Origin of the sequence: Bartonella sp. CL435QHHD (genome assembly GCF_042195095.1) — a bacterium.
Lineage (GTDB): Bacteria > Pseudomonadota > Alphaproteobacteria > Rhizobiales > Rhizobiaceae > Bartonella.
Map to the genome: position 1 here is coordinate 16371 of NZ_JBHINS010000083.1, position 25074 is coordinate 41444.

The 25074-nt window shown below is 38.2% G+C and carries 23 protein-coding genes and 1 pseudogene; 12 read left to right on the forward strand and 12 right to left on the reverse strand.

Translation table 11 applies throughout. The features are described 5' to 3' along the window. Nucleotides 1-83 precede the first annotated feature (83 nt). The 6 genes and pseudogenes from mltG to ACFILH_RS08290 all read right to left on the reverse strand — a co-directional run bounded on the left by mltG (nucleotide 84) and on the right by ACFILH_RS08290 (nucleotide 5516). Nucleotides 84-1192, reverse strand: a pseudogene (gene mltG, locus ACFILH_RS08265) (endolytic transglycosylase MltG). Nucleotides 1193-1288: 96 nt separating this feature from the next. Further along, nucleotides 1289-2551: a beta-ketoacyl-ACP synthase II gene (gene fabF / locus ACFILH_RS08270; protein ID WP_375637388.1), complete on the reverse strand. Its 1263-nt coding sequence runs from the start codon at nucleotides 2549-2551 to the stop codon at nucleotides 1289-1291. Between the two features lie 101 nt (nucleotides 2552-2652). Further along, entirely contained in the window at nucleotides 2653-2889 is a 237-nt protein-coding gene (locus ACFILH_RS08275) for an acyl carrier protein (RefSeq protein ID WP_004860281.1), read from the reverse strand. A 261-nt stretch (nucleotides 2890-3150) separates the two neighbouring features. Beyond that, nucleotides 3151-3888, reverse strand: a complete 738-nt coding sequence (gene fabG / locus ACFILH_RS08280) for a 3-oxoacyl-[acyl-carrier-protein] reductase (RefSeq protein WP_273791075.1) — start codon at nucleotides 3886-3888, stop codon at nucleotides 3151-3153. An 18-nt stretch (nucleotides 3889-3906) separates the two neighbouring features. Further along, on the reverse strand, nucleotides 3907-4851 hold the full coding sequence (fabD, locus tag ACFILH_RS08285; RefSeq protein WP_273791076.1) for an ACP S-malonyltransferase: 945 nt from the start codon (nucleotides 4849-4851) through the stop codon (nucleotides 3907-3909). A 77-nt stretch (nucleotides 4852-4928) separates the two neighbouring features. After that, nucleotides 4929-5516 carry an undecaprenyl-diphosphatase gene (locus ACFILH_RS08290; RefSeq protein ID WP_375625018.1) on the reverse strand — a complete coding sequence of 196 codons (588 nt, stop codon included), beginning with the start codon at nucleotides 5514-5516 and terminating at the stop codon, nucleotides 4929-4931. A 335-nt stretch (nucleotides 5517-5851) separates the two neighbouring features. On the opposite strand from ACFILH_RS08290, the gene rpsF reads away from it, so the two are divergent. The 9 genes from rpsF to ACFILH_RS08335 all read left to right on the forward strand — a co-directional run bounded on the left by rpsF (nucleotide 5852) and on the right by ACFILH_RS08335 (nucleotide 14771). Then, nucleotides 5852-6259, forward strand: coding sequence for a 30S ribosomal protein S6 (rpsF, locus tag ACFILH_RS08295; RefSeq protein WP_273791078.1), 408 nt, complete (start codon nucleotides 5852-5854; stop codon nucleotides 6257-6259). After that, a complete protein-coding gene (gene rpsR / locus ACFILH_RS08300) occupies nucleotides 6259-6507 on the forward strand; it encodes a 30S ribosomal protein S18 (protein ID WP_012754957.1) in 249 nt (82 codons plus the stop codon). Before rpsF ends, rpsR begins: the two co-directional genes overlap by 1 nt. Nucleotides 6508-6655: 148 nt before the next feature. Next, nucleotides 6656-7636, forward strand: a complete 981-nt coding sequence (locus tag ACFILH_RS08305) for a hypothetical protein (protein ID WP_375630761.1) — start codon at nucleotides 6656-6658, stop codon at nucleotides 7634-7636. 25 nt (nucleotides 7637-7661) lie between these two features. Then, the gene (gene rplI, locus ACFILH_RS08310; protein WP_273791080.1) at nucleotides 7662-8258 is read left to right on the forward strand and encodes a 50S ribosomal protein L9; all 597 of its coding nucleotides are present in this window, start codon (nucleotides 7662-7664) and stop codon (nucleotides 8256-8258) included. Nucleotides 8259-8852: 594 nt separating this feature from the next. Continuing rightward, nucleotides 8853-10343: a replicative DNA helicase gene (locus ACFILH_RS08315; protein WP_273791081.1), complete on the forward strand. Its 1491-nt coding sequence runs from the start codon at nucleotides 8853-8855 to the stop codon at nucleotides 10341-10343. Nucleotides 10344-10349: 6 nt separating this feature from the next. Further along, nucleotides 10350-11726, forward strand: a complete 1377-nt coding sequence (gene radA, locus ACFILH_RS08320) for a DNA repair protein RadA (protein ID WP_375630763.1) — start codon at nucleotides 10350-10352, stop codon at nucleotides 11724-11726. A gap of 142 nt (nucleotides 11727-11868) precedes the next feature. Then, nucleotides 11869-12450 carry a CvpA family protein gene (locus tag ACFILH_RS08325; RefSeq protein ID WP_273791083.1) on the forward strand — a complete coding sequence of 194 codons (582 nt, stop codon included), beginning with the start codon at nucleotides 11869-11871 and terminating at the stop codon, nucleotides 12448-12450. 75 nt (nucleotides 12451-12525) lie between these two features. Beyond that, complete coding sequence (gene purF, locus ACFILH_RS08330) at nucleotides 12526-14019, forward strand: amidophosphoribosyltransferase (RefSeq protein WP_375630765.1); 1494 nt, start codon at nucleotides 12526-12528, stop codon at nucleotides 14017-14019. Nucleotides 14020-14021: 2 nt separating this feature from the next. After that, nucleotides 14022-14771 (forward strand): SDR family NAD(P)-dependent oxidoreductase, encoded by a 750-nt coding sequence (locus tag ACFILH_RS08335; RefSeq protein ID WP_273791085.1) that lies wholly within the window; start codon nucleotides 14022-14024, stop codon nucleotides 14769-14771. Between the two features lie 70 nt (nucleotides 14772-14841). Here the strand turns inward: ACFILH_RS08335 and pssA are convergent, their stop codons facing one another. The 5 genes from pssA to cysS all read right to left on the reverse strand — a co-directional run bounded on the left by pssA (nucleotide 14842) and on the right by cysS (nucleotide 20723). Beyond that, nucleotides 14842-15681: a CDP-diacylglycerol--serine O-phosphatidyltransferase gene (gene pssA, locus ACFILH_RS08340; protein WP_375657719.1), complete on the reverse strand. Its 840-nt coding sequence runs from the start codon at nucleotides 15679-15681 to the stop codon at nucleotides 14842-14844. Between the two features lie 8 nt (nucleotides 15682-15689). Beyond that, nucleotides 15690-16388, reverse strand: a complete 699-nt coding sequence (locus tag ACFILH_RS08345) for a phosphatidylserine decarboxylase (protein ID WP_273791087.1) — start codon at nucleotides 16386-16388, stop codon at nucleotides 15690-15692. 117 nt (nucleotides 16389-16505) lie between these two features. Then, nucleotides 16506-18389 carry an ABC transporter ATP-binding protein/permease gene (locus ACFILH_RS08350; RefSeq protein ID WP_273791088.1) on the reverse strand — a complete coding sequence of 628 codons (1884 nt, stop codon included), beginning with the start codon at nucleotides 18387-18389 and terminating at the stop codon, nucleotides 16506-16508. A gap of 114 nt (nucleotides 18390-18503) precedes the next feature. Then, nucleotides 18504-19175: a DUF421 domain-containing protein gene (locus ACFILH_RS08355; RefSeq protein WP_375630770.1), complete on the reverse strand. Its 672-nt coding sequence runs from the start codon at nucleotides 19173-19175 to the stop codon at nucleotides 18504-18506. A gap of 39 nt (nucleotides 19176-19214) precedes the next feature. Beyond that, a complete protein-coding gene (gene cysS, locus ACFILH_RS08360) occupies nucleotides 19215-20723 on the reverse strand; it encodes a cysteine--tRNA ligase (protein WP_375657720.1) in 1509 nt (502 codons plus the stop codon). A 497-nt stretch (nucleotides 20724-21220) separates the two neighbouring features. Here cysS and ACFILH_RS08365 point away from each other — a divergent pair, with 497 nt between their 5' ends. Beyond that, nucleotides 21221-21589: a TIGR02301 family protein gene (locus ACFILH_RS08365; protein ID WP_273791091.1), complete on the forward strand. Its 369-nt coding sequence runs from the start codon at nucleotides 21221-21223 to the stop codon at nucleotides 21587-21589. 419 nt (nucleotides 21590-22008) lie between these two features. Here the strand turns inward: ACFILH_RS08365 and ACFILH_RS08370 are convergent, their stop codons facing one another. Further along, nucleotides 22009-23337, reverse strand: a complete 1329-nt coding sequence (locus tag ACFILH_RS08370) for a dihydroorotase (RefSeq protein WP_375643101.1) — start codon at nucleotides 23335-23337, stop codon at nucleotides 22009-22011. A gap of 64 nt (nucleotides 23338-23401) precedes the next feature. On the opposite strand from ACFILH_RS08370, the gene ACFILH_RS08375 reads away from it, so the two are divergent. Further along, the gene (locus ACFILH_RS08375; protein ID WP_375667643.1) at nucleotides 23402-24274 is read left to right on the forward strand and encodes a YgfZ/GcvT domain-containing protein; all 873 of its coding nucleotides are present in this window, start codon (nucleotides 23402-23404) and stop codon (nucleotides 24272-24274) included. Further along, the gene (locus ACFILH_RS08380) at nucleotides 24267-24884 is read left to right on the forward strand and encodes a YfbR-like 5'-deoxynucleotidase (RefSeq protein ID WP_375630780.1); all 618 of its coding nucleotides are present in this window, start codon (nucleotides 24267-24269) and stop codon (nucleotides 24882-24884) included. Before ACFILH_RS08375 ends, ACFILH_RS08380 begins: the two co-directional genes overlap by 8 nt. Nucleotides 24885-25074: the final 190 nt, after the last annotated feature.

Sequence of the window (25074 nt, forward strand, 5' to 3'; positions counted from 1 at the left end):
CTCATAAAAAGTTTAAATAGAAAAATTTTACTATATTTGGGATTCTCATTTACGATGCAAAAAGATGTGTTATCACTATAAATTCAATGTTTTGCCTTTAATTCTCGCCACTTGCGAACATTCATATTATGTTCCTCTAAAGTTCGAGAAAAAACATGCCCTCCTGAACCATCAGCAACAAAATAAAGTGCATCACTGCTTGGTGGATGTGCCACCGCTTTTAAAGAATCCCGACCTGGATTTGCAATAGCCGTTGGGGGCAAACCATTAATTTTATAAGTATTATATGGTGTTTCCTTCTCAAGATCTGAACGATAAATTGCACGACCGGATGGTTTTCCTTTTCCTCCGAAGAGACCATAAATTACTGTTGGATCCGATTGAAGACGCATATGCTTTGTAAGGCGGTTATAAAATACCGCAGCAACCATTGGTCTTTCTGCTGCAATTCCCGTTTCTTTCTCAACAATTGAGGCTAATATAACAAATTCATCAATTGATTTAATGGGTAAATCAGGTGAACGCGTAGCCCATATAGCATGAATTAATTTTGTCTGTCCTTCACGCAACCTGTTTACAATCTCTTTACGCGTTGTTCCCCGAATAAAACGAACAGTATCCGTCATTAAATAACCTTCTGGAGGCAAAATTTTTGGAAGGTCTCCAATCAAAATTTCATTCGCAGCTAATCGATCGAAAACTTGCTGAACCGTTAAACCTTCAGGTACTGTAAATGTATACTCTATAGATTTTCCTTTCACAAGAATATCCATAATATCCTGCATCGAAGCATGAGCTGGAATTAAATATTCACCAGCCTTCAGATGCGTTGTTTTTTGGTGATAACCAACCCCATAAACAAAAATATCTGATGATCGAATGAAACCACGTTTTTCTAGCAATGAAGCAATTTCACGAATTCCGGTACCAGGATGGATAAGAACAATTTGTTCTTCCTCAATTTTTCCCTTTTCTTCAAAAATACTTTTTCCAATATAAAGAGGAATACTTATGGCAAAAAGAATAATCACAATCAGCATAAGAAAAAAATGACCGAGAATGACCAACGGATTACGGACGATAGATGATTTCTTTCGTTTTTTATGTATTAACATGTCATAACTATCTGCTAAATGATTCGAAGAGGAATCACTTACGTCCTTTAATGATTTCCATTTTTCACATCGGACATAACCCCTCAATAGCGATTAAGGATAATATTATAATTTCTCATTCACCTTATAATAAAATAGAAAACTCAAAAGCAAAAATTAAATAAAAATACTTATTATCCCCTAAAACGTCGCATCACCAACGATGCATTTGTCCCACCAAATCCAAAAGAATTAGAAAGAATCGTATCAATCTTTCGTTCACGCGGTTTGTGTGGTACAAGATCGATTTTCGTTTCAATCGATGGATTGTCAAGATTAAGTGTCGCTGGGGCTATATTATCCCGTATAGCTAAAATAGAAAAAATAGCCTCAGCAGCACCGGCTGCACCAAGTAAATGCCCGATAGATGATTTCGTTGATGACATAGAAACTTGTGGTGCATAACTCCCTAAAACACGCTCAACAGCCGCTAGCTCTATGGAATCAGCCATCGTAGATGTACCATGAGCATTAATATAATCAAGTTCACTCACATTCACTTGTGCACGCTTAAGAGCAGCTATCATACTACGCTGAGCCCCTTCACCACTTTCTGAAGGCGCTGTAATGTGGTAAGCGTCACCAGATAAACCATAGCCAATAACCTCAGCATAAATACGCGCTCCTCGTTTTTTGGCATGTTCCAGCTCTTCTAAAACAACAACTGCCGCTCCTTCTCCCATCACAAAACCATCACGATCAGTATCATAAGGACGTGACGCCCGTTCAGGATCATCATTGCGACAAGTGGAAAGAGCTCTACAAGCTGCAAAACCTGCAAGAGATATCCGATTTATCGGAGATTCAGCCCCCCCTGCCACCATGACATCTGCATCACCAAACATAATCAAACGTGCCGCATCACCAATCGCATGCGCCCCTGTTGAACAAGCCGTTACAACAGAATGATTAGGCCCCCGTAAACCATATTGAATAGACACATAACCAGAAGCAAGATTAATCAAACGACCTGGAATAAAAAAAGGAGAAACACGACGTGGGCCCTTATCACGAAGCGTATAACCAGCTTCAACAATACCCTCAACTCCCCCAATTCCCGAACCAATTAACACACCTGTACAAATCTGATCTTCATCACTCTTAGGAAACCATTCGGCATCTGCAAGCGCTTGGTTAGCAGCAGCCATTGCATAAACAATAAATGCATCAACTTTACGTTGCTCTTTAGGTTCCATATACAAATCAGCATTATAAGTCCCCTCTGTTCCATCCCCTAAGGGGATACGCGCAGCAATCTGGCATGGCAAATCTGACACATCAAACTCTGTGATACGTCGGACACCACTTCTTCCTTCAAGAAGTCGTTTCCAACTATATTCAGTATTACCAGCTAATGGAGATACCAACCCTAAACCAGTAACAACAACACGTCTCATAACTTCTAACCTTGAACTAAACTTCACCTCTCAAAGCTCTCTTTTCAAAAGAGCTCCGAAGAATATAGGCAAAAGCAATTCATGCCTTTGCCCTTTAGTAATCACGCAGAAGCTTTATCAATGAACTTGACTGCATCGCCAACTGTGAAAATCGTTTCAGCAGCTTCATCTGGAATTTCTACCCCAAACTCTTCTTCAAAAGCCATAACGAGTTCAACCGTATCAAGGCTATCAGCCCCTAGATCATCGATAAAGCTTGCATTTTCTACAACTTTATCAGCATTAACCCCAAGATGTTCCACGATAATTTTCTTAACGCGCTCTACTGTATCACTCATGTTGAAATCCTCGAATTTATATTTTCCTATAATTTGGTTAACTATATCGGTTCATCTAATCAAGCAATAGATGCATTACTTTAAAAGATTTTAGTAATGATTTAAAACATCCTGTGGATATCCCCTACAAAATGAACCAATCTGACATTCCGACATCAATTGATCAACGACCATATTAAAGAAATAGATGCATCTATCCATTTCAATCGTTACTATCTAAAATAATACAACTCATAAATCAATGTGGAATAAAACAAATACTCAAATCATTGCCATTCCACCATTGATATGGAGTGTTTGACCTGTCGTATAGGCTGCTTCATCGCTTGCTAAATAAACAGCAGCAGCGGCTATTTCTTGCCCACTTCCCATACGCTTCATCGGAATCGCAGCCATAATGGCTTCTTTTTGCTTTTCATTAAGCTTGTCTGTCATCGCGGATTTAATAAATCCTGGAGCAATACAATTGACAGTGATGTTTCGCGAAGCAATTTCTTGTGCCAATGCTTTAGAAAAACCTATCAAGCCTGCTTTTGCAGCACAATAATTTGTTTGTCCAGGGTTTCCCACAACACCAACAACAGATGTAATGTTAATAATCCTTCCATAACGGCGGCGCATCATAGAATGTATTAATTCACGCGTCAAAAGAGAAGCAGCTGTTAGGTTAACTTCTAAAACATCATCCCAGTCTTTATCTTGCATACGCACAAAAAGACCATCCCTAGTGATTCCCGCATTGTTAACCAAAATATCGACGCCATCCATTTCTCTTTCTGCAACTTCAGCCAATTGTTTAATCGATTGGCGTTCAGAAAGATTAGCGGGAAATACAAAAACATTCTGCCCTAATTCTGCCGCCACTTCTCTAAGCTTTTCTTCGCGTGTTCCATGAAGTCCAACAATGGCTCCTTGTGCATGAAAGCAGCGTGCAATTGCCTCACCAATTCCTCCCGAAGCCCCCGTTACAAGAGCTTTACGTCCTGTTAATCTAAACATCTTTTAACTCCTTATAGATTAAACGCCGAGCATACCTAGCGCTGATTCTATTTCATCAACTGTTCCAATGGTTACCCCCTTTATATCTTTATTAATACGACGCGTTAAACCTGTTAATACTTTTCCAGAACCAACTTCAAAAAGCGTATCAACTCCATTAGCAGCGATCCATTCTATTGTTTCACGCCATCGCACCCTCCCAGTCACTTGTTGGACAAGAAGAGTAGTAATACGCTCTGGATTGCTCTCAGGTGCAACAGAAACATTGGCAATCAAAGGAACAATAGGGGACATTTTGTTAACAGTCAAAAGTGCTTTCTTCATGGCATCAGCAGCAGGTTGCATTAAAGATGAATGAAAAGGTGCAGAAACAGGAAGAAGAAGTGCACGTTTTGCACCTTTTGTTGATGCAATCTCTACCGCTGCCTCAACTGCTTTTGCTTTACCGGAAATAACAATTTGCCCACCACCATTATCATTAGCAATCTGACATAATCCTTCTCCAGAAACAGTTTCGCAAATTTCTTCCACAATGTGCTCTTCTAAACCAATTAATGCTGCCATAGAACCTTCACCAACCGCGACAGCAGCCTGCATAGCATTGCCACGAATACGCAAAAGTCTTGCCGTATCTGTGAGAGTAAATGTACCAGCAGCACAAAGAGCCGAGTATTCGCCTAAAGAATGACCAGCAACAAATCTTACCTTTTCTTCTATACGAAGCCCTAATTGTTTCATCACACGAATGACAGCCATAGATACAGCCATTAATGCCGGTTGTGCATTTGCTGTTAACGTTAAAACATCTGCTGGTCCTTCAAAAATGATCTTTGATAATTTCTCACCCAAAGCATCATCAACTTCCTCGAAAACCATCCGTGCGGCAATAAATTGCTCTGTAAGCGCCTTCCCCATACCAACAAGTTGACTCCCCTGCCCTGGAAAAATAAAAGCTGCACCCATTTATCAACTCCTAAAACTGTACAATTAAATTATTTTCTTTTGACCTTATTCATCCGCACAAATCAAGATAAAGCCCTTTATTTAAAACGAATACCACACTTAAAATTATATTTTAAGGGCGGAATTTGATATAAAAACTTAGGGAAATAGGGTGCTATAAACTGAATAACACCCAAACTTATGAGACTTCCTAAAATTGCACCTGCTAAAATATCAAAGGGATAATGTACACCCACAAAGATGCGCGCCCAACAGATCAAACATAAAAATACCGAAGCAAATTTAAAAGCAACTTTGTATCGGTAAAAATAAAAGTTAGCTGCATAAGATGCAATGGTCAAGGCATGATTACTAGGAAAAGAAGCTGTCGCACGATGTTGAATAAGCGGTGTCGTCAGCCCTACCACGAATGGGCGAGGATGAAAATAAAAAAGAGAAATGAGATAACCTATGAAAAGAGCCGCACAAATACTCATGCAAATGCTTAGCACGACACATCGTTCCCTCTCCCCACCACAAAACCACAACGCACAAAGATGGAGAGGAATAATATAAATTAAAAACTTTGCACAAAAAATACTAAAAAAAACTACAATCGACCAAGCGTGATGATTGCCGACAAACATTTCAAAGAGTGTAACATCAATCTGGTTTAAAAAGTCCATTTTTCCCTCCTTTACCTTTATATTACAGTATTATCTTTTTGTAGAAGAAGGAAATATATCAAGATTTAACAAATCAATTTTTTTATGTGCATAAACTTGCTATTTTAAAAGATAACCTGTAAATGTGAAATGTTCGTTGCCGGCACTTTAGCTGGAGGTTGAACGGAGGGCTGTAAAATATCAGTAGGAAATACAATGTTTCCGGCCTCCCGTGTCTCCGCTCTGAGATGTCTCGAATTGTAAACGCGTCCTTTCTTCTTTGGATTTCCAAAAAAGACAAGTCGCAGAGGCTTTGCGCTAAAGCCGGTGAAATTTAATTGAAGAAAGGCAAAACAATGGCTCTTTATGAACATATGTTCCTTGCCCGACAAGACATCGCACCGCAGCAAGTTGATGAACTTTTGAGTCTCTACAAAGGTGTCATTGAAGCGCATGGTGGAAAAGTTGGGCGTATAGAAAATTGGGGACTTCGTCCTCTTGCTTACCGTATTCGTAAAAACCGTAAAGCTTATTATGTCTTGGTCAATATTGATGCACCAGCTTCAGCAATTGCTGAAGTGGAGCGTCAGATGCGCATCAATGAGGATATTTTGCGTTATATGACCATTCGTGTAGAAAAACACGAAAAAGAAAAATCTGCTATGCTCTCACACCTTGATCGCAATAGTCACATTGGACACGATGAAGAGCGTCCTCGTTTTCCACGTCGTCAACGTGAAAATGCTATAGAAGAGGTAGAATGATGACTGATACTAATCAAAACTCTGCACGTCGCCCCTTTCATCGTCGTCGTAAAACATGTCCTTTTTCAGGGACCAATGCTCCCAAAATTGATTATAAAGACATCAAGTTGTTACAACGTTATATTTCCGAACGTGGGAAAATTGTTCCTTCACGGATTACTGCTGTTAGTCAGAAAAAACAGCGTGAATTAGCTAATGCTATCAAACGTGCTCGCTTTTTAGGCTTACTTCCGTACGTTATAAAGTAAGCGATCAATACGCTATGCAACTGGAGATTTTCTCCAGTTGCTTTTCTTATATGGTTAAAAATAGCTTGTTGTATCCTATGTTAAGCTATTAAATGTCAAAGTTGGGGTATTGACACGCCTCTAACTGCAGAAAGCAGGACAGCAATAAATGAAAAAAAATCGTACTTATGAGATATTAACCGGTATTTTGGCAGGATTATTTGCTGTTGTGATAGGAATGGCAATCATCAGTGTTGCAAATATCGCGCCCTTTTTTTCTCTTCTTCTTGGCTGCTTTCTTTCATTGCCAATTTTTATTGTTGCGTTCGGTCAAGGAACATTAGCCAGTCTCATCGCCCTCATAAGTGCCACTGTTGTTCTTATCATAACCACTAATACCTATATTGCTCTTGGCTCTATGTTCTTATTTTTCCTTCCTGCTGTCTATGCTTCTTGGCTTCTTGGGCTTGCACGACCAGCGCAAAAAGAAAACGAACTGATATGGTATCCATTATCATCGGTTATTTTTCATTTAACTAATTTTATCGCTCTTATAGCAACTTTCATTGGGCTCTATGTTCAAACCCGTCCATCCACACCCGTCATTGCAAAAAAAATCACCGAAAACATAGCACAAACTCTGCAACAATCACAGTCAATAAAAGAAGCCGATATACGCGCTTTTAGTGAGCTTTTAATGACGCATACAGCAACTTTTACTGCTTTTTCTTTGACTATTTATAGTTTGGTTTTTCTCATTGGTAACCTTTACTTTTCCATGATAGCAGCACAACATATGAAATGGCTGAAAAGACCCCGTGATGATTGGAGCCAAACTCTCCGCCTTCCAATTTCTGGAATTATTATTTTCATTATTGTTTGCATAGCATCGATGATTGAGCTGAGCGCTTCTCTTAACTTGAGTACCCGTGTCTTTAGCACTGCATACATTGTCATCATATTAATTAGCGGTCTAGCATATCTGCACAATATTACAAAAGGGGTAAACGGTCGAATTATTATACTTTCTCTTGTTTATATTGCTATTTTTACAATCGTTTTTACTCCACCTATTGTTTTCATGATGCTTTTGATGGGAATTTGGGCTGCTATTCAATACAATTTTCAATCACGCAAAAAACTCCACTAAATTTATTTGTTCGAAAGGAAAAACTATGGATATTATTTTACTTGAGCGCATTCCTCGTCTTGGTCAGATGGGTGATATTGTCTCAGTTAAAGATGGTTATGCGCGTAATTTTCTCTTGCCTCAAGGTAAAGCTTTACGCGCAAATGAAGCTAATAAAAAACATTTTGAGGTACAACGTGCACAACTTGAAGCACGTAATCTTGAACGCAAAAGTGAAGCTCAAAAAATTGCTGAAAAACTTGATGGACAATCATTCATTGTTGTTCGTTCTGCTGGTGAAACGGGACAACTTTATGGTTCTGTGTCAACACGTGATATTGCTGAAATCATAACAGATGAAGGCTTTTCTATTGGAAGAAATCAAATCGAACTTAATCATCCAATAAAAATGATCGGTCTTCACACTATCACTCTTAGCTTACATCCAGAGGTTCAAATTTCTGTGATTATTAACGTTGCCCGTTCTACCAGTGAAGCACAACGCCAAGCAGAAGGTGAAACTCTCACTTCGGCTAAAGAAATATATAATATTCAAGAAGAATTATTAGAAGAAAGTCAGGAAGAATTATTGGCAGAAGAAATTAATGACAACGATATAAACAGTTCTCATCAAGAAGCTTAATTGCTATTTTTTCTTTGTGTTTTATATTTTTTATTCCATTTTAAATATTGTTCATAAAATACTCACACTTTAAAAGTGAGTATTTTATGGCTATCGTACATAAATAATCTAATTTTTATGAAAGAATTAGAAATATATTATTTAAAGGCATTATATGCCGAGAATGATAATATCACTAAGAGGAAATGTCTTTTGTCTTCCAGCATATAAAGCAAAAATAATTTAAAGTCCTACCCTTAAGGCTAAAGTTTGTATGAGCGTTAAGTTGATTATATCCTCACATGATCTGAAATAATTTCAGTTATAAAAAAATAATTCTACTTACACAGATATTGGAATTTTAAGGTTAAGTAACTTAAAAATACTTAAATTTAGAGTAGCAAAACTTCCACTTTAAAATCACATATTATAAAATAAAATAGATAGACGTTATATAAATAATACACAAATGATAAATGAGGAACGAAAAGAGAGTTTTAAAAAATTATATAATTTTAACTTAAAATGAAGATTTGTCGCTCTATTCTTTTAATTATACGATTTTCAATTTATCGCCTAAAGTAGCTAGACTTAGAATTTTAGTGGAAAAATATTATGGAAGAAACTAACGTTGTTAATGTCAGCTCTTCAAAGAAAGAGGATTCTCCTTCTTTTCGGCAACTTCCGCATAATATTGAAGCTGAACAGGCATTGCTTGGTGCCATCTTTATCAACAATGATTCTCTTGACCGCGTTTCAGATTTTCTAAAACCAGAACATTTTTTTGAACCATTGCATCAAAAAATTTATCATGTTTTATCTCACCTTATTAAAACAGGGAAACGTGTAGATCCAGTTACAATCAAGCCCTATATCCAAATGGAAGAAAAAATTGGAGATATTACTGTATACCAATATGTTGTTCGCTTAGCCACAGAGGCAGTCACTATTATTAACGCTGAAGATTATGGACGCGTCATTTACGATCTTTTTATCCGACGGTCTTTGATTAACCTTGGAACTCAAGTTGTCAATACAGCCTTTGATGCTCCTGTAGAGCTTACGCCGACCCAACAAATTGAAACTGTTGAAAATCAGTTATTTGAGCTAGCAGAAAAAGGGAAATATGGGGGTGGATTTGAAAATTTTAATGAGGCTATCAAAAAAGCTATCGATATGGCAAGTGCTGCGAAAAAGCGCTCTTCACAATTATCAGGGATAGCCACCCATATTAAAACACTTGATGAAAAAATGGGAGGATTACAAGCATCTGACTTAATTATCCTTGCGGGCCGCCCTGGTATGGGTAAAACCTCACTGGCTACCAATATTGCCTTTAATATTGCTAATGCTTATAATCGTAATGCCAATATCCAAGAAAATGAAGGCGGCATTGTGGGATTCTTCTCACTTGAGATGTCATCCGAACAGCTTGCAACACGTATTATTTCTGAACAAACAGAAGTCTCTTCTTCTGATATTCGGCGTGGTAATATTTCAGATGAACAATTTTCAAAAATTATTCGTGCGGTGAACCAACTACAAAAGGCACCACTTTATATTGATCAAACTGGGGGAATATCAATTACGCAATTAGCTGCTCGTGCGCGGCGTCTCAAGCGGCAACATGGTTTAGATATCTTGTTTATTGACTATATCCAACTCATGACAAGCAGTTCAAAGCGTTCATCAGAAAATCGTGTCCAAGAGATCACAGAAATTACCACAGGATTAAAAGCATTAGCGAAAGAATTGAATATTCCTATTATCGCTCTCTCTCAACTTTCACGTCAAGTAGAAAATAGAACAGATAAACGTCCACAGCTCTCAGATTTACGTGAATCTGGTTCAATTGAGCAAGATGCAGACATCGTTCTGTTTGTCTATCGCGAAGAATATTATCTCAAAAATGAAGAACCAAAACTAGGTAGCTTGGAACATACAAAATGGCAAGAAATAATGGATAAAGCTTTTGGAAAAGCTGATGTTATTATTGCAAAACAGCGCCATGGACCGACAGGAATCGTGCCCCTTGCCTTTCAATCTGATTTCACACGATTCAGTGATCTTGCCGATAGCAATTATCTTCCAGAGCAAATTGGTTAAATCAACATGGTACGTAATCGTATTCAATTTATCTGTCAAAATTGTGGCACTGTTCATTCTCGTTGGGCAGGAAAATGTAGTGCTTGTGGAGAATGGAATTCCCTTATCGAAGAAAATATAAATGGCGGCATAGGAAGTGGTCCTAAGCAGAATACGCGTAAAGGACGCATCGTTGCCCTTACATCTCTTTCTGGAGATATCCAAGATGCTCCACGTATTTATTCTGGTATTGCGGAACTTGATCGTGTTACCGGTGGGGGCTTTGTCCGTGGATCGGCACTCCTTGTTGGAGGTGATCCGGGTATTGGTAAATCAACATTGCTGACACAAACAGCTGCTGCTTTATCACGTAAAGGATATAATGTCATCTATGTTTCAGGTGAAGAGGCTATTGCGCAAATTTGTCTGCGCGCACAAAGGCTTGAAGCTAACAATACAGAGGTGAAACTTGCTGCTGAAACCAATGTTGAAGATATTCTGGCAACCTTAAGCGAACATAAAAACCTTGATATGGTGATTATCGATTCGATTCAAACCCTATGGTCAGATACAGCAGATTCAGCACCTGGCACTGTCACACAAGTACGTATCGGTGCTCAGGCAATGATCCGCTTTGCCAAGAAAACAGGAGCCGCCGTTGTTCTTGTTGGGCATGTTACAAAAGATGGACAAATTGCTGGTCCTCGGGTCGTTGAACATATGGTTGATGGCGTTCTCTATTTTGAGGGTGAAGGAGGACATCATTATCGCATTCTTAGAACTGTAAAAAATCGCTTCGGACCAACAGATGAAATTGGTGTCTTTGAAATGTCTGATAAAGGATTACGCGAAGTGATAAATCCATCCGAATTGTTTTTAGGAGAACGTAATGAAAAAGCCCCAGGCGCTGCTGTTTTCGCCGGTATGGAAGGAACACGCCCGATACTCGTAGAAATTCAAGCGCTTGTTGCTCCTTCTTCCCTTGGGACACCAAGACGTGCGGTTGTCGGATGGGATGGAAATCGTCTTTCTATGATTCTTGCCGTTTTAGAAGCCCATTGTGGCATTCGTTTTGGACAGCATGATGTCTATCTGAACGTGGCAGGTGGCTATCGCATATCAGAACCCGCTGCTGATTTAGCTGTAGCCGCTGCTTTGGTATCTTCTCTTGCCAATATCGCATTGCCAACGGATTATGTCTATTTTGGTGAAGTCAGTCTTTCAGGAGCTACCCGCGCTGTTGCACATTCAGCACAGCGCATAAATGAAGCCAAAAAACTCGGCTTTCAAGGAGCCTTTCATCCCACAACAACAACCGAAATGATGAAGTCGCTCAACTTTAAACAAAAAACTTTCTCCGACCTTCCCGAACTCGTTGCTACTCTTACCGTAAGTAAAAAATGATCTGCACCACAGATATGATAATATAGAAAAAACTCTATAACATACAAAAGATCCTTGCTATAAGAACAAAAAATGGCATAACAAAAAATATATTTGCACACAGACTTAAAAGAACGCAACTTTATGTATAAGGAACAAACAAATGATCATAACAATCCTTGATGGAATTGTCGTAGTAATCATCCTGTTGTCCGCTTTTCTTGCTATGCTTCGAGGATTTTCACGTGAAGTGTTATCGTTGATTTCTTGGGCAGTTGCAGCTGTTACGACACTGTTTTTATTCAAACCTGTCTTACCTTTCTTTGAACAATATCTCTCTAATAAAATGATTGCATTGATCACAACATTGGTCACAATTTTTATTATTGTTCTCATTATTACTTCAATTATTACAATGAAGATCTCTGATTTTATTATTGATAGTCGAATTGGTATCCTTGACCGTGCTATTGGTTTTATTTTTGGAGCACTTCGTGGTTTACTTATCATGGTCATCGGTATGTTGCTGATTAATGCACTGATTAAACCCGAGCTTCAAGCGAATTGGTTAAAAAATGCAAAAACAAGACCCATTTTAGATTCATTGGGACAAAAAGTTTGGGAAATACTCCCAAAAGATATTGGATCTGTTCTCGAAAAGGCTGAAAATTTGTTTAAAGACAGCAATAAACATACGTATGAGCAACACTCTCATGAAAAGATAATTTTAAAAAATAGAGAATAGTTTTTCATGAGGAAAGAGAACTAAATGATGTACAATGTGATATTAATGATTCCTCCATATCACAACTGAAAGAATATGATGATAAAAAGCGATGTTTTCTGTCAAGAATTTTCATTAGATGATGATACCCTTCATGAAGAATGTGGAGTTTTTGGTATTCTTGGGCATGAAGATGCCGCAACATTAACAGCTCTTGGACTCCACGCACTTCAGCATCGTGGGCAAGAAGCAGCTGGGATTGTTTCTTACCACAATAAAATATTTCATCAAGAAAAGCATTTAGGTCTTGTTGGTGATCACTATACAAACCCTGCAACACTTGCGCGCTTACCAGGAAATCGTGCTATTGGACATACCCGTTATTCAACAACTGGAGAAGTGGCATTACGCAATGTTCAACCCCTTTTTGCTGAATTGAAAGTTGGAGGTATTGCTATTGCACATAATGGTAATCTTACCAATGGTCTCACATTACGCCGTGAACTCATCGCTTCTGGTGCTATCTGTCAATCAACGTCAGATTCAGAAGTTTTTCTCCATCTTATTGCCCGCTCACGTTATGAATCGTCCTCTGATCGTTTTGTTGATGCGATTCGGCAAGTAGAAGGTGGGTATGCTATGTTAGCGCTCACACGTACAAAGCTTATTGCGGCACGCGATCCAACAGGAATTAGACCTCTCGTGATGGGGGAACTTGATGGTAAGCCTATCTTTTGTTCTGAAACTTGTGCTCTTGATATTATTGGAGCAAAATATGTCCGTGATGTTAAAAATGGAGAAATCATCATATGTGAAATACAAAAAAATGGGGAAATTACGAAAAAAATTATAAAACCAGAAAATACAAAACCAGAAAAACTTTGCTTGTTTGAATATGTTTATTTTGCCCGCCCAGACTCAATCGTTGGAGGACGTAGTGTTTATACAACACGCAAAAATATGGGAATCCATTTAGCACAGGAAGCCCCTTGTGAGGGTGATGTTGTGGTTCCTGTTCCTGATGGAGGAACGCCTGCCGCAATTGGCTATGCACAAGAAATTGGAATTCCCTTCGAGCTTGGTATTATTCGTAATCACTATGTTGGCCGCACTTTTATCGAACCAACACAACAAATTCGTGCTTTTGGCGTCAAGTTAAAACATTCGGCAAACCGTCCTGTGATTGAAGGAAAACGTGTTATTCTGGTTGATGACTCTATTGTACGTGGAACAACATCCCTTAAAATTGTACGAATGCTTCGCGATGCAGGAGCAAAAGAAGTTCATATGCGCATTTCTAGCCCTATGATTTTTTATCCTGACTTTTATGGTATTGATACACCTAAAGCTGAAAATCTTTTAGCAAATCAATATCCAGATTTAAAATCTATGTGTGATTTTATTGGAGCGGATTCATTAGAATTTCTTTCAACGGATGGATTATATCTTGCTGTAGCAGGGGAAAAACGGAATAACGCCGATCCACAATTTACTGACCATTATTTTACTGGATATTATCCTACGCATCTGGTTGATCAAGAAAATCTCTCCAAAATTCATCAATCATCTGTTCTTAAAACAAGAGATTAATGATGGCAAAATGTGATTTTAGTCTCCATGGGCGTGTGGCACTTGTTACTGGCGCATCAAGAGGGATTGGCTATTATTTGGCACTCGAGCTTGCTGCACGCGGGGCTCATATTATTGCTCTTGCACGAACAGTCAGTGGACTTACTGAATTAGATAATCAAATCCGAGAAAAAGGAGCTCATGCAACCCTTGTTCCCCTTGACTTGCATCATATGGAAAACATCGATACTCTTGCTATCTCAATTGCCAAACGCTGGAAAAAACTTGATATTATCGTTGCAAACGCAGGAATTCTTGGAACACTCTCACCAATAGCGCATATAGAAAACACGGTATTTGAAGATGTTTTTCAAATAAATCTTTTCAGCCAATGGCGCTTAATGAAAGCCGTTGAGCCTTTATTACGTGAATCTGATGCTGGACGAGCCATCCTGTTATCCTCAAGCGTTGCGCATGCTGCGCGCCCTTTCTGGGGAGCTTATGCAGCCTCTAAAGCGGCTTTAGAGGTGATTGCCCGTTGTTGGGCAGAAGAACTCAAACAAACCCCTATTAAGATTAATTGTGTCAACCCTGGTGCCACACGCACTGCCATGCGCGCTGAAGCTATGCCTGGTGAAGATCCACAAACTCTGCCTTCACCACAAGAGGTCGCAAAAAAGATCGTACATTTGTTATCACCTGATTTAAAGGAAACTGGAAAACTCTTTAATGTCCATAAAAATCGGTTTGTAAATTATCACATACCTGATTGATCATCATATGAGAAGTAAATCGTTTGACTCTCTCTTTTTTCTGTGCTCTTCGACAGAAGCATGAAGCACTTTATGATTCTTGGATAGCTTTAGCATCAGCCTTTTTCTCTTCTAAAGTAGCACGTTTATTATAAGCGATAAAACTACAGGGGAGAAAAATAATATAGCTAACAGCTGTAATCAATAAAGTTTCCCATGTGTAAGTCGCAAGAAAACCGACATAAATAACAATGACCAACATGCACGGTATAACGATATCGCGCCTTAAATTTTGATCAATTGTTTTTGCATTCCATACCGGTAAACGACTAATCAAAAGAAAAGCAATAATTACAGTATAAAGACTAAAAAATAATGCCCACCCCCAATTGGGAACCAAACCAAGAGTGCCTAAATAGGTAGGCAATAAAAGTAATAATGCTCCTGCTGGTGCTGGAACACCAACAAAATAACTTTTCTGCCACTTAGGTATATTGGGGTTATCTAACATCACATTAAAACGTGCTAATCGCAAACAACAAGCAACACAATAAACAAGAGCAGCAACCCAACCAATGTGATTTGCTTGATTCAAGATAAAAGAATAAACAATGAGTGCAGGGGTAACACCAAAATTTATAACATCAGCAAGAGAATCCATCTGTGCCCCAAAAGATGAACTACCATCTATTAAACGGGCAATGCGACCATCAGCACCATCTAAAACTGCGGCCAAAAGCACCATTAAAATAGCAGCTTCATAGCGATGTTCAAAAGCCAAACGAATACTGCTCATCCCTGCACAAATTGCTAAAATAGTAATGATATTGGGAATGACATACCGCATCGATGTAGGTGAACGCCGCCGATTTGCACCTTCATCATGCTGCCCCTCAGGATTGAATGAAGAAAATGGCGAAAAATTTTTCATTGTGAGTCCTAATCGTATCTGAAATCCGTTGTGGCACTCTTATCATCAAAAGAACCCAAAACTGTTTCTCCAGCAATTGCTGTCTGTCCAACTGCAACACGCACTTTCATTTCAGTTGGTATATAAATATCAAGGCGAGAACCAAAACGAATCAATCCAAATCGCTCACCAGTCATAACGGCATCATTTTCTTTTGACCAGCAAACAATCCGGCGTGCAACCATTCCCGCTATTTGTACGATACCGATTTTACCATGTTTGCTATCAATTACCATCCCATTACGCTCATTAAACTGACTAGCTTTATCAAAGTCAGCATTAGTAAATCGACCTGGCTGATAAACGATAGACTCTACTGTACCACTGATAGGAATACGATTAATATGGCATGAAAAAACATCCATAAAAATGGAAATACGGATCATTTCATCTTTCCCTAATCCTAATTCTTCAGGTGGAACACATGATTCCACAAATGAAATACGCCCATCTGCAGGCGACATAACCCAATTTGAATTCAAAGGGATCACACGATCTGGATCACGGAAAAAGTATACACACCACACCGTGAGAATGAGACCAAACCAAAACAACGGACTCCATATCCAACCAAGAATGAGCGAAATAACAAAAAACGCTACAATAAAAGGATAGCCTTCTTTATGAACCGATACAAAGCTATTATGGAAAGATTGCAGAATACTCATATAATTTCCTATTCATCGTAAACTTAAACAAGCAACAAATCTTTTTGTTCCTCTTGTGTCTTTTTATGTATTTAATCAATCACTCCATATAAAGATATAGATTACATTTTGCTCTATTTATTTTTTACGATTAACAACACTCATCTCATCTTCTTCACGCATTTTACGTAACTTTTCTTCAGCTTTCGTTGCTTCAAGCTGCTTATTCCACATTGAAGCATAGAGACCTTTCTTGCGTAAAAGCTCTGTATGCGTCCCATTTTCAATAATACGACCACTTTTAAGAACTAAAATTTCATCAGCATTGATAACAGTAGAAAGACGGTGAGCAATAATCAATGTTGTACGTCCACGGCTTACAATATCTAATGCTTGTTGAATTTCCTGTTCCGTCGCCGTATCAAGAGCCGCCGTTGCTTCATCTAGAATAAGAAGTGGGGGAGCTTTTAAAAGTGTCCGGGCAATAGCCACGCGTTGTTTTTCACCACCTGATAATTTGAGACCTCGCTCTCCTACCATAGACTGAAAACCTTCCGGTAAAATTTCAATAAATTTTGATATTTGTGCCATTTCAGCAGCTTTGCGCATCTCTTCATCTGTAGCACTTGGACGCCCATAGCAAATATTATAGGCAATTGTATCATTAAATAACACCGTATCTTGTGGGACCATGCCAATCGCTTCACGCAAACTCTTTTGTGTTACGTCACGAATATCCTGCCCGTCAATTGTGATAGAGCCCGCATCAACATCATAAAACCGAAAAAGCAACCGAGAAATAGTGGATTTACCGGCACCAGATGGACCAACAATGGCGACTGTTTTTCCTCCCGGAACTTTAAAATCAATATCTCTGAGAATCTGACGTCTCGAATCGTAGGAAAACTTTACCTGATGAAAACAAATGGTCCCATCACTTATCTCTAACGGTTTAGCATCCGATTTATCAACGATCTCCTTCTGAACATCTAAAAGATCAAACATTGCTTCAATATCCGTTAAACCTTGTCGAATATCACGATACATTGACCCAATAAAATTTAGTGGAATAGAAAGTTGCATTAAAAGCGCATTAATAAAAACAAAATCTCCTAAAGTTTGTGTCTTATAAAAAACTTCATAAGCTGACATCAGCATCATGATCGTCATTCCAATACCAAAGATAAGAGTCTGACCAAAATTAAGCCAGCTTAACGATGTCCAAATCTTCGTTGCGGCTTTTTCATAACCTACCATAGAAGCATCAAATCGATCGGCTTCTAGAGTTTCATTACCAAAATATTTGACCGTTTCAAAATTCAAAAGAGAATCAACAGCGCGAGTATTCGCCTCAGTATCCGCTGTATTCATTTTTTGTCGAATGCGAATACGCCAATCACTCGCCTTAATGGTAAATAAGATATATAATCCAACCGTTGCAACAACGATGAGAAGATAATGCCACCCATAACTTATGTAAAATACCAGTGCCGTTAATATAAATTCTAAAACTGTCGGTACTGTACTAAGAATTGAAAATCTTACAATCGCTTCAATTCCTTTTGTTCCACGCTCAATCACACGAGAAAGCCCACCTGTTCGGCGTTCCAAATGAAATCGCAAGGATAACTCATGCATATGTACAAAGGTTTTATAAGCTAATTGACGAACAGCGTATTGACCAACAGTGGCAAACAGGGAGTCGCGTAATTGATTTAATCCAGCCTGCATAATACGCGCGACATTGTATGCCAAAACGAGCATGATGGGAATAATCCAACTGGATGGGAACCATTCAGGTAGCTGAAAGCTTGAATCAAGCACATTCGTAGAATATTTAAATAAATACGGTACAGATATGAGAACGAGCTTAGCCAAAACAAGATAAAATATTGCCCATAGCACACGCATTTTTAGATCACGCCGACCTACCGGCCACATATAGGGCCATAAATTGTAAAGTGTGTGCAGAGTCTTCCCTGTATCTGATGATACAGTTTTTGTCATTTCATTGCGTTTCATAAAGTCCTTACTTCTCTATCATCCGCACAAACAGGCAAAATACCCTCTGTGGTTATTTATAGATTTATCTCTTTATTATACTTCCAATAAGCTATACCTACCCGTTTTTTGAAGTTAGACTGTTTTTGAAAAAGGAACAAGAAATAATCCACTATACAATTTATTATTTTGATCTGTATTTTCATACCACTCTGCTGCGAATAAACTTTCAACTTTTACATGTTTTTTTTTCAATTCTGCCTGAAGCCACTTTTGTGTTTTACCAATCTCTTTAAGTCCATCATCAATAACTTCACCATTTTCTATTAAAATCGTCGATTTCTTTCCCTCTTCCTTTTTAATGACAGTGCAATCACCATTGGTTTCCAAACGAACAAAAGCAGCTTCATGTAAGTGACACCCTTTAAGACGTAACATCGTAATGAGATCATTAATATTGATCCCCAAGTTCTTAATCTTATCCATTTGGAAAACTCCATCTAAAACTAATGTGACATTCCGCCCTGCAATAAGACGACGAAAAAAAACTGAATAACGTGCAATAAAATTAAAAGATGTAATCAGGGTTTGCCAGATGAGTAAAACAAGCAATAATTGAATGCTACTAATATTCTGATTATAAATAACGCCTCCAATAATACCTCCCATAACAAAATTACTGACCAAATCAACTGGTGTCATTTGACTAAGACTCCCCCGCCCCGTCGTTCTTAAAATAAATAAGAAGGCAACAAGACCTACAGCCAGCTTAAGCGCGATATATCCATAATGATATAAAAATTCCATCATATTCTCCTTTTTTATGGAGCTGCTGGAATAGAGACATTAGTGTCGCTTTATTTCCCACACAGTTATGCGCTCACCACTCTGCGGATCCTTACTGTCTTTTAAAAGAACCCCCTCGGCTGCAAGCTCATCACGAATTGTATCCGCAGCTTCCCACTCTTTATTATGGATAAGTCTTAGTCTTTCGGCAATGCGCTGATCAATAAATTTTGTATCAAGGAAAGTTTTTCTTATAAATAATGGGCAATCTATTTCTTTAATCCATTCTTGTCTTAACAGTCCTAATAAATTCATTCCATTTACAAGAGCCAAAGCATTTCCTTCCTTATAAAATTTTCGCAAAAGAGTCAGTGCTTTTGGAGTATTAAGATCATCACTAAGTGCATCTATCAAAGTATCATCAATTGCTTCATTGTTTTTCATCTCACTCTTTTTGCTGCGAAGCCATTCATACCAACGATACAGTTCGCTGCTCGATTGTATTAAACGCTGCGCTGTCCAATTTAGTGGTTCACGATAATGCGTTTGCAACATCGAAAAACGCGCAGACAAACCAGCCCAATTTTGCTTCATTTCATCGGTTAAAATACCATTAAACTCCAAAAAATTATTCTCTAAAACAGAACGAATAGTTATGAAATTGCCAAAGCTTTTCGACATCTTTTTGCCTTCAACTTGTAAAAAACCATTATGCATCCAAAAATTAGCCATTCGCTCCGTCCCAAAAGCTGAACAACTTTGAGAAATCTCATTTTCATGATGAGGAAAAATTAAATCAATTCCACCACCATGGATATCAAAAACATTGGCGGTCGGATCATCACAGGTTAAACCACCGCCATAGGGAGCTAATAACTTTGCCATTGACATTGCAGAACATTCAATATGCCAACCTGGACGACCTAAAACAGGAATTCCGCCCGGTGATTCCCAACCTGGTTCTCCTTCCACAGAAGGCTTCCATAAAACAAAATCCATCTCTTCCCTTTTATAAGCAGCAACATCGATACGCGCCCCCGCCCTCATTTCATCTAAAGAACGATTTGCAAATGCCCCATAATGGGGAGGATTTTTTATGCTACTTACAGAAAACAATATATGGTTTTCCGCTTTATAAGCGTGCCCCTTTTCAAGCAATCTTTCAATTAAAGAGCGCATTTCCTCTAAATGCTCGGTTGCGCGCGGCTGGCTGGTTGGCAAAAGACAACCAAGTGCTATTGTATCTTGCTGAAACTGAGAATATGTACGTTCTGTTAATTGACGAATAGCATCATTCAATGACAAGTTTGGATATTCGCAAGCTGCTCGTGCATTAATTTTATCATCAACATCTGTAATATTACGTGCATATAGAACATGCTCATTACCATAAACATGACGCAATAAACGAAATAAAATATCAAAAACAATGACAGGGCGTGCATTTCCTATATGCGCATAATCATAAACTGTCGGACCACAAACATAAAGACGTACTCTTGTCGCATCTATTGGTGTAAAATTTTCTTTTTTACGTGTCAGCGTATTATAAAATCGCAACTCTTTCATTTATTGACTCCATGAACGATATTATGCACCGATCCTTTTAGATGTATCTTATCTCAAATTATTGTATTACGCTGTTTAGGCTAAAAACTTTTATCTTATAGTAAATTCTTCTTACCATTTTCCCATTGTATTCACGGCTGTATCCATCATTTATCATAAAAATAATCTATTTTATTTGATTGGACAAAAGCGTTCTATCATTAGAAATGCTTTCCCTCCTTAAAGAAAACGAGCTTAGAAAAAATTCTATAGGTAATACAATATAAATCTATGTGAAAAATAGATAGTTTGCAGAAAGAAAATCTTAAATTTTAAACTACACAAAGCTTCATCAGTATTTTCAATATTCCACAATGGGTTCCTTACTGCCTCTTACGCCCTATATTTTATAATCAATAATTGAGAATAATGTAGCAATTAACTCTATTTTTTACACCGTTCTCATGACAAAATTACTTTATCTTACAGAGTTTTATTCAAAGAAAGCAATAAAAATAATGCGTAATAGATTGATGAACATCATTATTTTAATATTTCTTGTCATTTCAATGCCAACCTTTGCACAACAATCTCCACCTTATGAAAAAAAATTACTCCGACTAGCAGAAATTTTGGGATCATTGCATTCTCTCCAAAATCTTTGCGAGCCTCCAACAAACCAATGGTATGACTATATGAATGCACTGATTGAAGCAGAACACCCCATTCCACAAAGACGTGCTTATTTTTATGAAGCGTTTAATGAAGCGTATCGTGCTTTCTCAGAAAATTATCATCATTGTACACAAGAAGCCATTGAAGCCAATCAAAGATACATTGAGGAAGGAAGAATTTTATCTGAAAACCTCCTCATGTATTATAAATAATTAATCTATACAAAAAGTATCTCTCTCAATTTTAGCGGTATCAATGATACTCCTTTCACAAATGCGGGGAGTAATAAACCAGCTCTGAAAATAGAGAGACGTTTAAAGAATAATGTCTCGATACGCTTTTATTCGTATGAGCGCCTTTTTCCCCATACAAAATCGCTCTTTGGCTTCCTCCCCACACCTCAAAGGACGAAGATTTTTAACTAAATTTGCTCTGTAAATAATCTAGGTTCTTGTTGAACAAGGTTCCTCTTGGCTTCTAACGCATGTAACTTGCTGCATAGTTTCTACAAACAAGCCTAAGAATATTCACCACGCATTAAAAAAACACTTATGTATCAAAGAGGCTGACATACCCTATATCACCACTCTAAAGGATGGTATTTTACGGCATACTTATAATTTTAATCTGTTTACACCAAAGTTTCCATAAATTTAACAGGCTCTCCTTGTGAAGGTGTGACAATTTCACCTTCCCACATAACGCGCATACCACGGATAATAGTCCCAACAGGCCAACCTTTAACTTTTTGACCATCATAAGGTGTCCAACCGGCGCGAGAACCAATTAAGCTATTCGTAATAATTTCTTCTCTCTTAAGATCAACAATGGTTAAATCAGCATCAAACCCAACAGCAATGCGCCCTTTACAGCTTATACCAAAAATACGACTAGGGCCATGTGAAGTGAGATCAACAAAACGTTCAAGAGATATTTTTCCTGCATTCACATGTGTCAACATAATTGCTGCTGTTGTTTGCACGCCTGTCATACCTGAAGGTGAAGAGGGATAAGGTTGAAGTTTTTCTTCAAGAGTATGAGGCGCATGATCTGAGCCTAAGACATCAATTATTCCTTGTTGAACACCGTACCAAAGAGCTTCACGGTGGCGCAATTCACGAATAGGCGGATTCATCTGAATTAATGTACCAAACTTCTTATAATCATCAGCCGTGAGTGTCAAATGATGTTGTGTCACTTCAATTGTTGCAACATCCTTATGTTTTTTTAGAAAATCAATTTCTTCTTCTGTCGAAAGATGTAACACATGAATGCGAGCCTTCATCTCATGAGCAATTTTTACCAAACGCTGCGTACATTTTAATGCCGCAACTTCATCACGCCAAATCGGATGTGACGATGCATCACCTTCAATACGCAATATTTTACGCTCTTTGAGCCTCGCCTCATCTTCAGAATGAAAAGCCGCACGACGGCGTGTATTCTTCAAAATAAGGCGTACACTTTCATCATCATCAACCAAAAGATCACCGGTAGAGGACCCCATAAAGACTTTAATTCCAGCCGCACCAGGAAGTCTTTCTAATTCAGACAATTCATGAGCATTTTCACGCGTTCCTCCAACCCAAAATGCAAAATCACAATGCATTCGATGAAATGCGCGTTGAACCTTATCGCTTAATGTTTCTTCTGATGTTGTTAATGGACTGGTATTAGGCATTTCAAAAACTGCCGTAACCCCCCCTAACACAGCAGAATACGAGCCACTTTCCAAATCCTCCTTATATTCATTTCCTGGTTCACGAAAATGCACTTGGCTATCAATAATTCCTGGTAAAATATGAAGCCCCGTACAATCAATGACCTCACTAGCCGATGCACATGTAAGATCGCCTATTTCAGCAATACGACCATTTGTAATACCAATATCACGCTTGCTTCTTCCATCATGATTCACAAGTGTTGCACCTTTAAAAATTGTATCAAATGTTTTAAACATAACCACGCTCCTTACATATTGCTCACTTATCGATTATGTAACTTTGAGCAGAAAGGCAAGAACCATGATTAAAAAACAAAATGCCATTTGCTTAAAAAACCGCGGGCTTATTCAAATTACAGGCGAAGAAGCAACAGATTTTCTACAATCCCTGATCACGACAGATGTAAAAAAAATCAGTCCACAGGAACTTTTCCCTGGAGCCCTTTTATCCCCACAAGGAAAGGTTCTTGCTGATTTTCTTATCGGAAAAAAAGAAGATGGTTACCTGATTGATATCAGGATGCCTTTAGCTGATACGCTCCATAAGCGTCTGTTGCTCTATAAGCTGCGCAAAAAAGTAGAAATTACACAACCATTCCAAGAGCTTGTTACAGTTTCTTTGAATAATGAAACAGATTCTTTAAATTTTGATTCAAGTTTTGTTGATAAACGCTTCCCACAACAAGAAAAAATAATACGAATCTATAGCAAAAAACCTTTTTTAACTTCAGAATATCATGACACATGGAATCGATTGCGTATCCGTTATGCAATTGCGGAAAGTGGTCAAGACTATGAAGTTGGCAAAGTCTTTCCTCATGATATTAATTACGATCAAATCAATGGACTTGCATTCAATAAAGGATGTTATATTGGACAAGAAATTGTTTCACGAATGCACCACCGCCGTGCAGCACGTCGCCGTATTTTTATTGTAAAAGGCCAGTGTGAATTAACCCCTCAATCTAGCATTGAAGCAGAAACAAAAGTTATTGGCTACTTGGGAACATGTGTAGAAAATGAGGCTCTTGCTTTAATGCGTATTGACCACGTCAAAGATGCTATGGATCATAACATCCCCTTTACTGTAAAAAACATTCCTGTCACTATAAGCATTGCTGAAAATATGAATTTTACCTTTCCTGAAAATACTATAGAAAACACTCATGGCTAAAGCTGAATTATTAAAAAATGGAGAAGCCCGCGCTTGGCAAAGAATGCTCTCTGGAAGGCGACTTGATCTTCTCAACCCTTCTCCTTTTGATGTTGAAATTGAAGATATTGCCCATGGACTTTCTCGCGTGGCACGTTGGAACGGTCAAACACGAGGAGAGCATGCCTATTCTGTTGCACAACATTCACTTTTGGTTGAACAAATATTTCAAAAACTTTTTCCACAATCGGGAAGCAACGAATGTCTTTATGCCCTTCTTCATGATGCTCCAGAATATGTCATCGGCGATATGATTTCCCCTTTTAAAGCTGTCATAGGAAAACAATATGAACGCGTTGAAAAACGCATCCAAGATGCTATCCACATGCGCTTTTCTCTTCCCGTTGATCTTTCTCAAAAACTTTTAAAAAAAATTAAACAAGCCGACCGTATTGCTGCCTATTATGAAGCGATTACGCTTGCTGGATTTAATACAGAAGAAGCCCTTCGCTATTTTGGCTCTCCCAATAATATTCTACCCGATGATCTTAATTTATCCCCCTATTCTACACAACACATTGAAAACGCATTTTTAACGCGCTTTAATGACTTGGATGCCCAAAGATTATAGACTCTTCGCATTGTTGATTCCTTGTCATTACAGAATCATCACACTGACTTATAATAATAATTCATTGTTTTTTCATTTTGAATGAGAGCTCCTAATATCGTAAGCTTCACTCATTTCAAATCTGTTTATATTGAATCAATCAAAATCATTCTCTTGCACACCACAAGTGGGGCTGGCGTGTAGATAAAAC

Coding starts and splice junctions, on each gene's coding strand:
- fabF (WP_375637388.1), bottom strand. CDS start 2,551: ATGAGACGTGTTGTTGTTACTGGTTTAGGGTTGGTATCTCCATTAGCT.
- pssA (WP_375657719.1), bottom strand. CDS start 15,681: ATGAAAAATTTTTCGCCATTTTCTTCATTCAATCCTGAGGGGCAGCAT.
- fabD (WP_273791076.1), bottom strand. CDS start 4,851: ATGGGTGCAGCTTTTATTTTTCCAGGGCAGGGGAGTCAACTTGTTGGT.
- ACFILH_RS08315 (WP_273791081.1), top strand. CDS start 8,853: ATGGAAGAAACTAACGTTGTTAATGTCAGCTCTTCAAAGAAAGAGGAT.
- rpsF (WP_273791078.1), top strand. CDS start 5,852: ATGGCTCTTTATGAACATATGTTCCTTGCCCGACAAGACATCGCACCG.
- radA (WP_375630763.1), top strand. CDS start 10,350: ATGGTACGTAATCGTATTCAATTTATCTGTCAAAATTGTGGCACTGTT.
- ACFILH_RS08345 (WP_273791087.1), bottom strand. CDS start 16,388: ATGAGTATTCTGCAATCTTTCCATAATAGCTTTGTATCGGTTCATAAA.
- cysS (WP_375657720.1), bottom strand. CDS start 20,723: ATGAAAGAGTTGCGATTTTATAATACGCTGACACGTAAAAAAGAAAAT.
- ACFILH_RS08325 (WP_273791083.1), top strand. CDS start 11,869: ATGATCATAACAATCCTTGATGGAATTGTCGTAGTAATCATCCTGTTG.
- ACFILH_RS08290 (WP_375625018.1), bottom strand. CDS start 5,516: ATGGACTTTTTAAACCAGATTGATGTTACACTCTTTGAAATGTTTGTC.
- ACFILH_RS08350 (WP_273791088.1), bottom strand. CDS start 18,389: ATGAAACGCAATGAAATGACAAAAACTGTATCATCAGATACAGGGAAG.
- rplI (WP_273791080.1), top strand. CDS start 7,662: ATGGATATTATTTTACTTGAGCGCATTCCTCGTCTTGGTCAGATGGGT.
- ACFILH_RS08375 (WP_375667643.1), top strand. CDS start 23,402: ATGATTAAAAAACAAAATGCCATTTGCTTAAAAAACCGCGGGCTTATT.
- ACFILH_RS08365 (WP_273791091.1), top strand. CDS start 21,221: ATGCGTAATAGATTGATGAACATCATTATTTTAATATTTCTTGTCATT.
- fabG (WP_273791075.1), bottom strand. CDS start 3,888: ATGTTTAGATTAACAGGACGTAAAGCTCTTGTAACGGGGGCTTCGGGA.
- ACFILH_RS08380 (WP_375630780.1), top strand. CDS start 24,267: ATGGCTAAAGCTGAATTATTAAAAAATGGAGAAGCCCGCGCTTGGCAA.
- ACFILH_RS08305 (WP_375630761.1), top strand. CDS start 6,656: ATGAAAAAAAATCGTACTTATGAGATATTAACCGGTATTTTGGCAGGA.
- ACFILH_RS08370 (WP_375643101.1), bottom strand. CDS start 23,337: ATGTTTAAAACATTTGATACAATTTTTAAAGGTGCAACACTTGTGAAT.
- ACFILH_RS08275 (WP_004860281.1), bottom strand. CDS start 2,889: ATGAGTGATACAGTAGAGCGCGTTAAGAAAATTATCGTGGAACATCTT.
- purF (WP_375630765.1), top strand. CDS start 12,526: ATGATGATAAAAAGCGATGTTTTCTGTCAAGAATTTTCATTAGATGAT.
- rpsR (WP_012754957.1), top strand. CDS start 6,259: ATGACTGATACTAATCAAAACTCTGCACGTCGCCCCTTTCATCGTCGT.
- ACFILH_RS08355 (WP_375630770.1), bottom strand. CDS start 19,175: ATGGAATTTTTATATCATTATGGATATATCGCGCTTAAGCTGGCTGTA.
- ACFILH_RS08335 (WP_273791085.1), top strand. CDS start 14,022: ATGGCAAAATGTGATTTTAGTCTCCATGGGCGTGTGGCACTTGTTACT.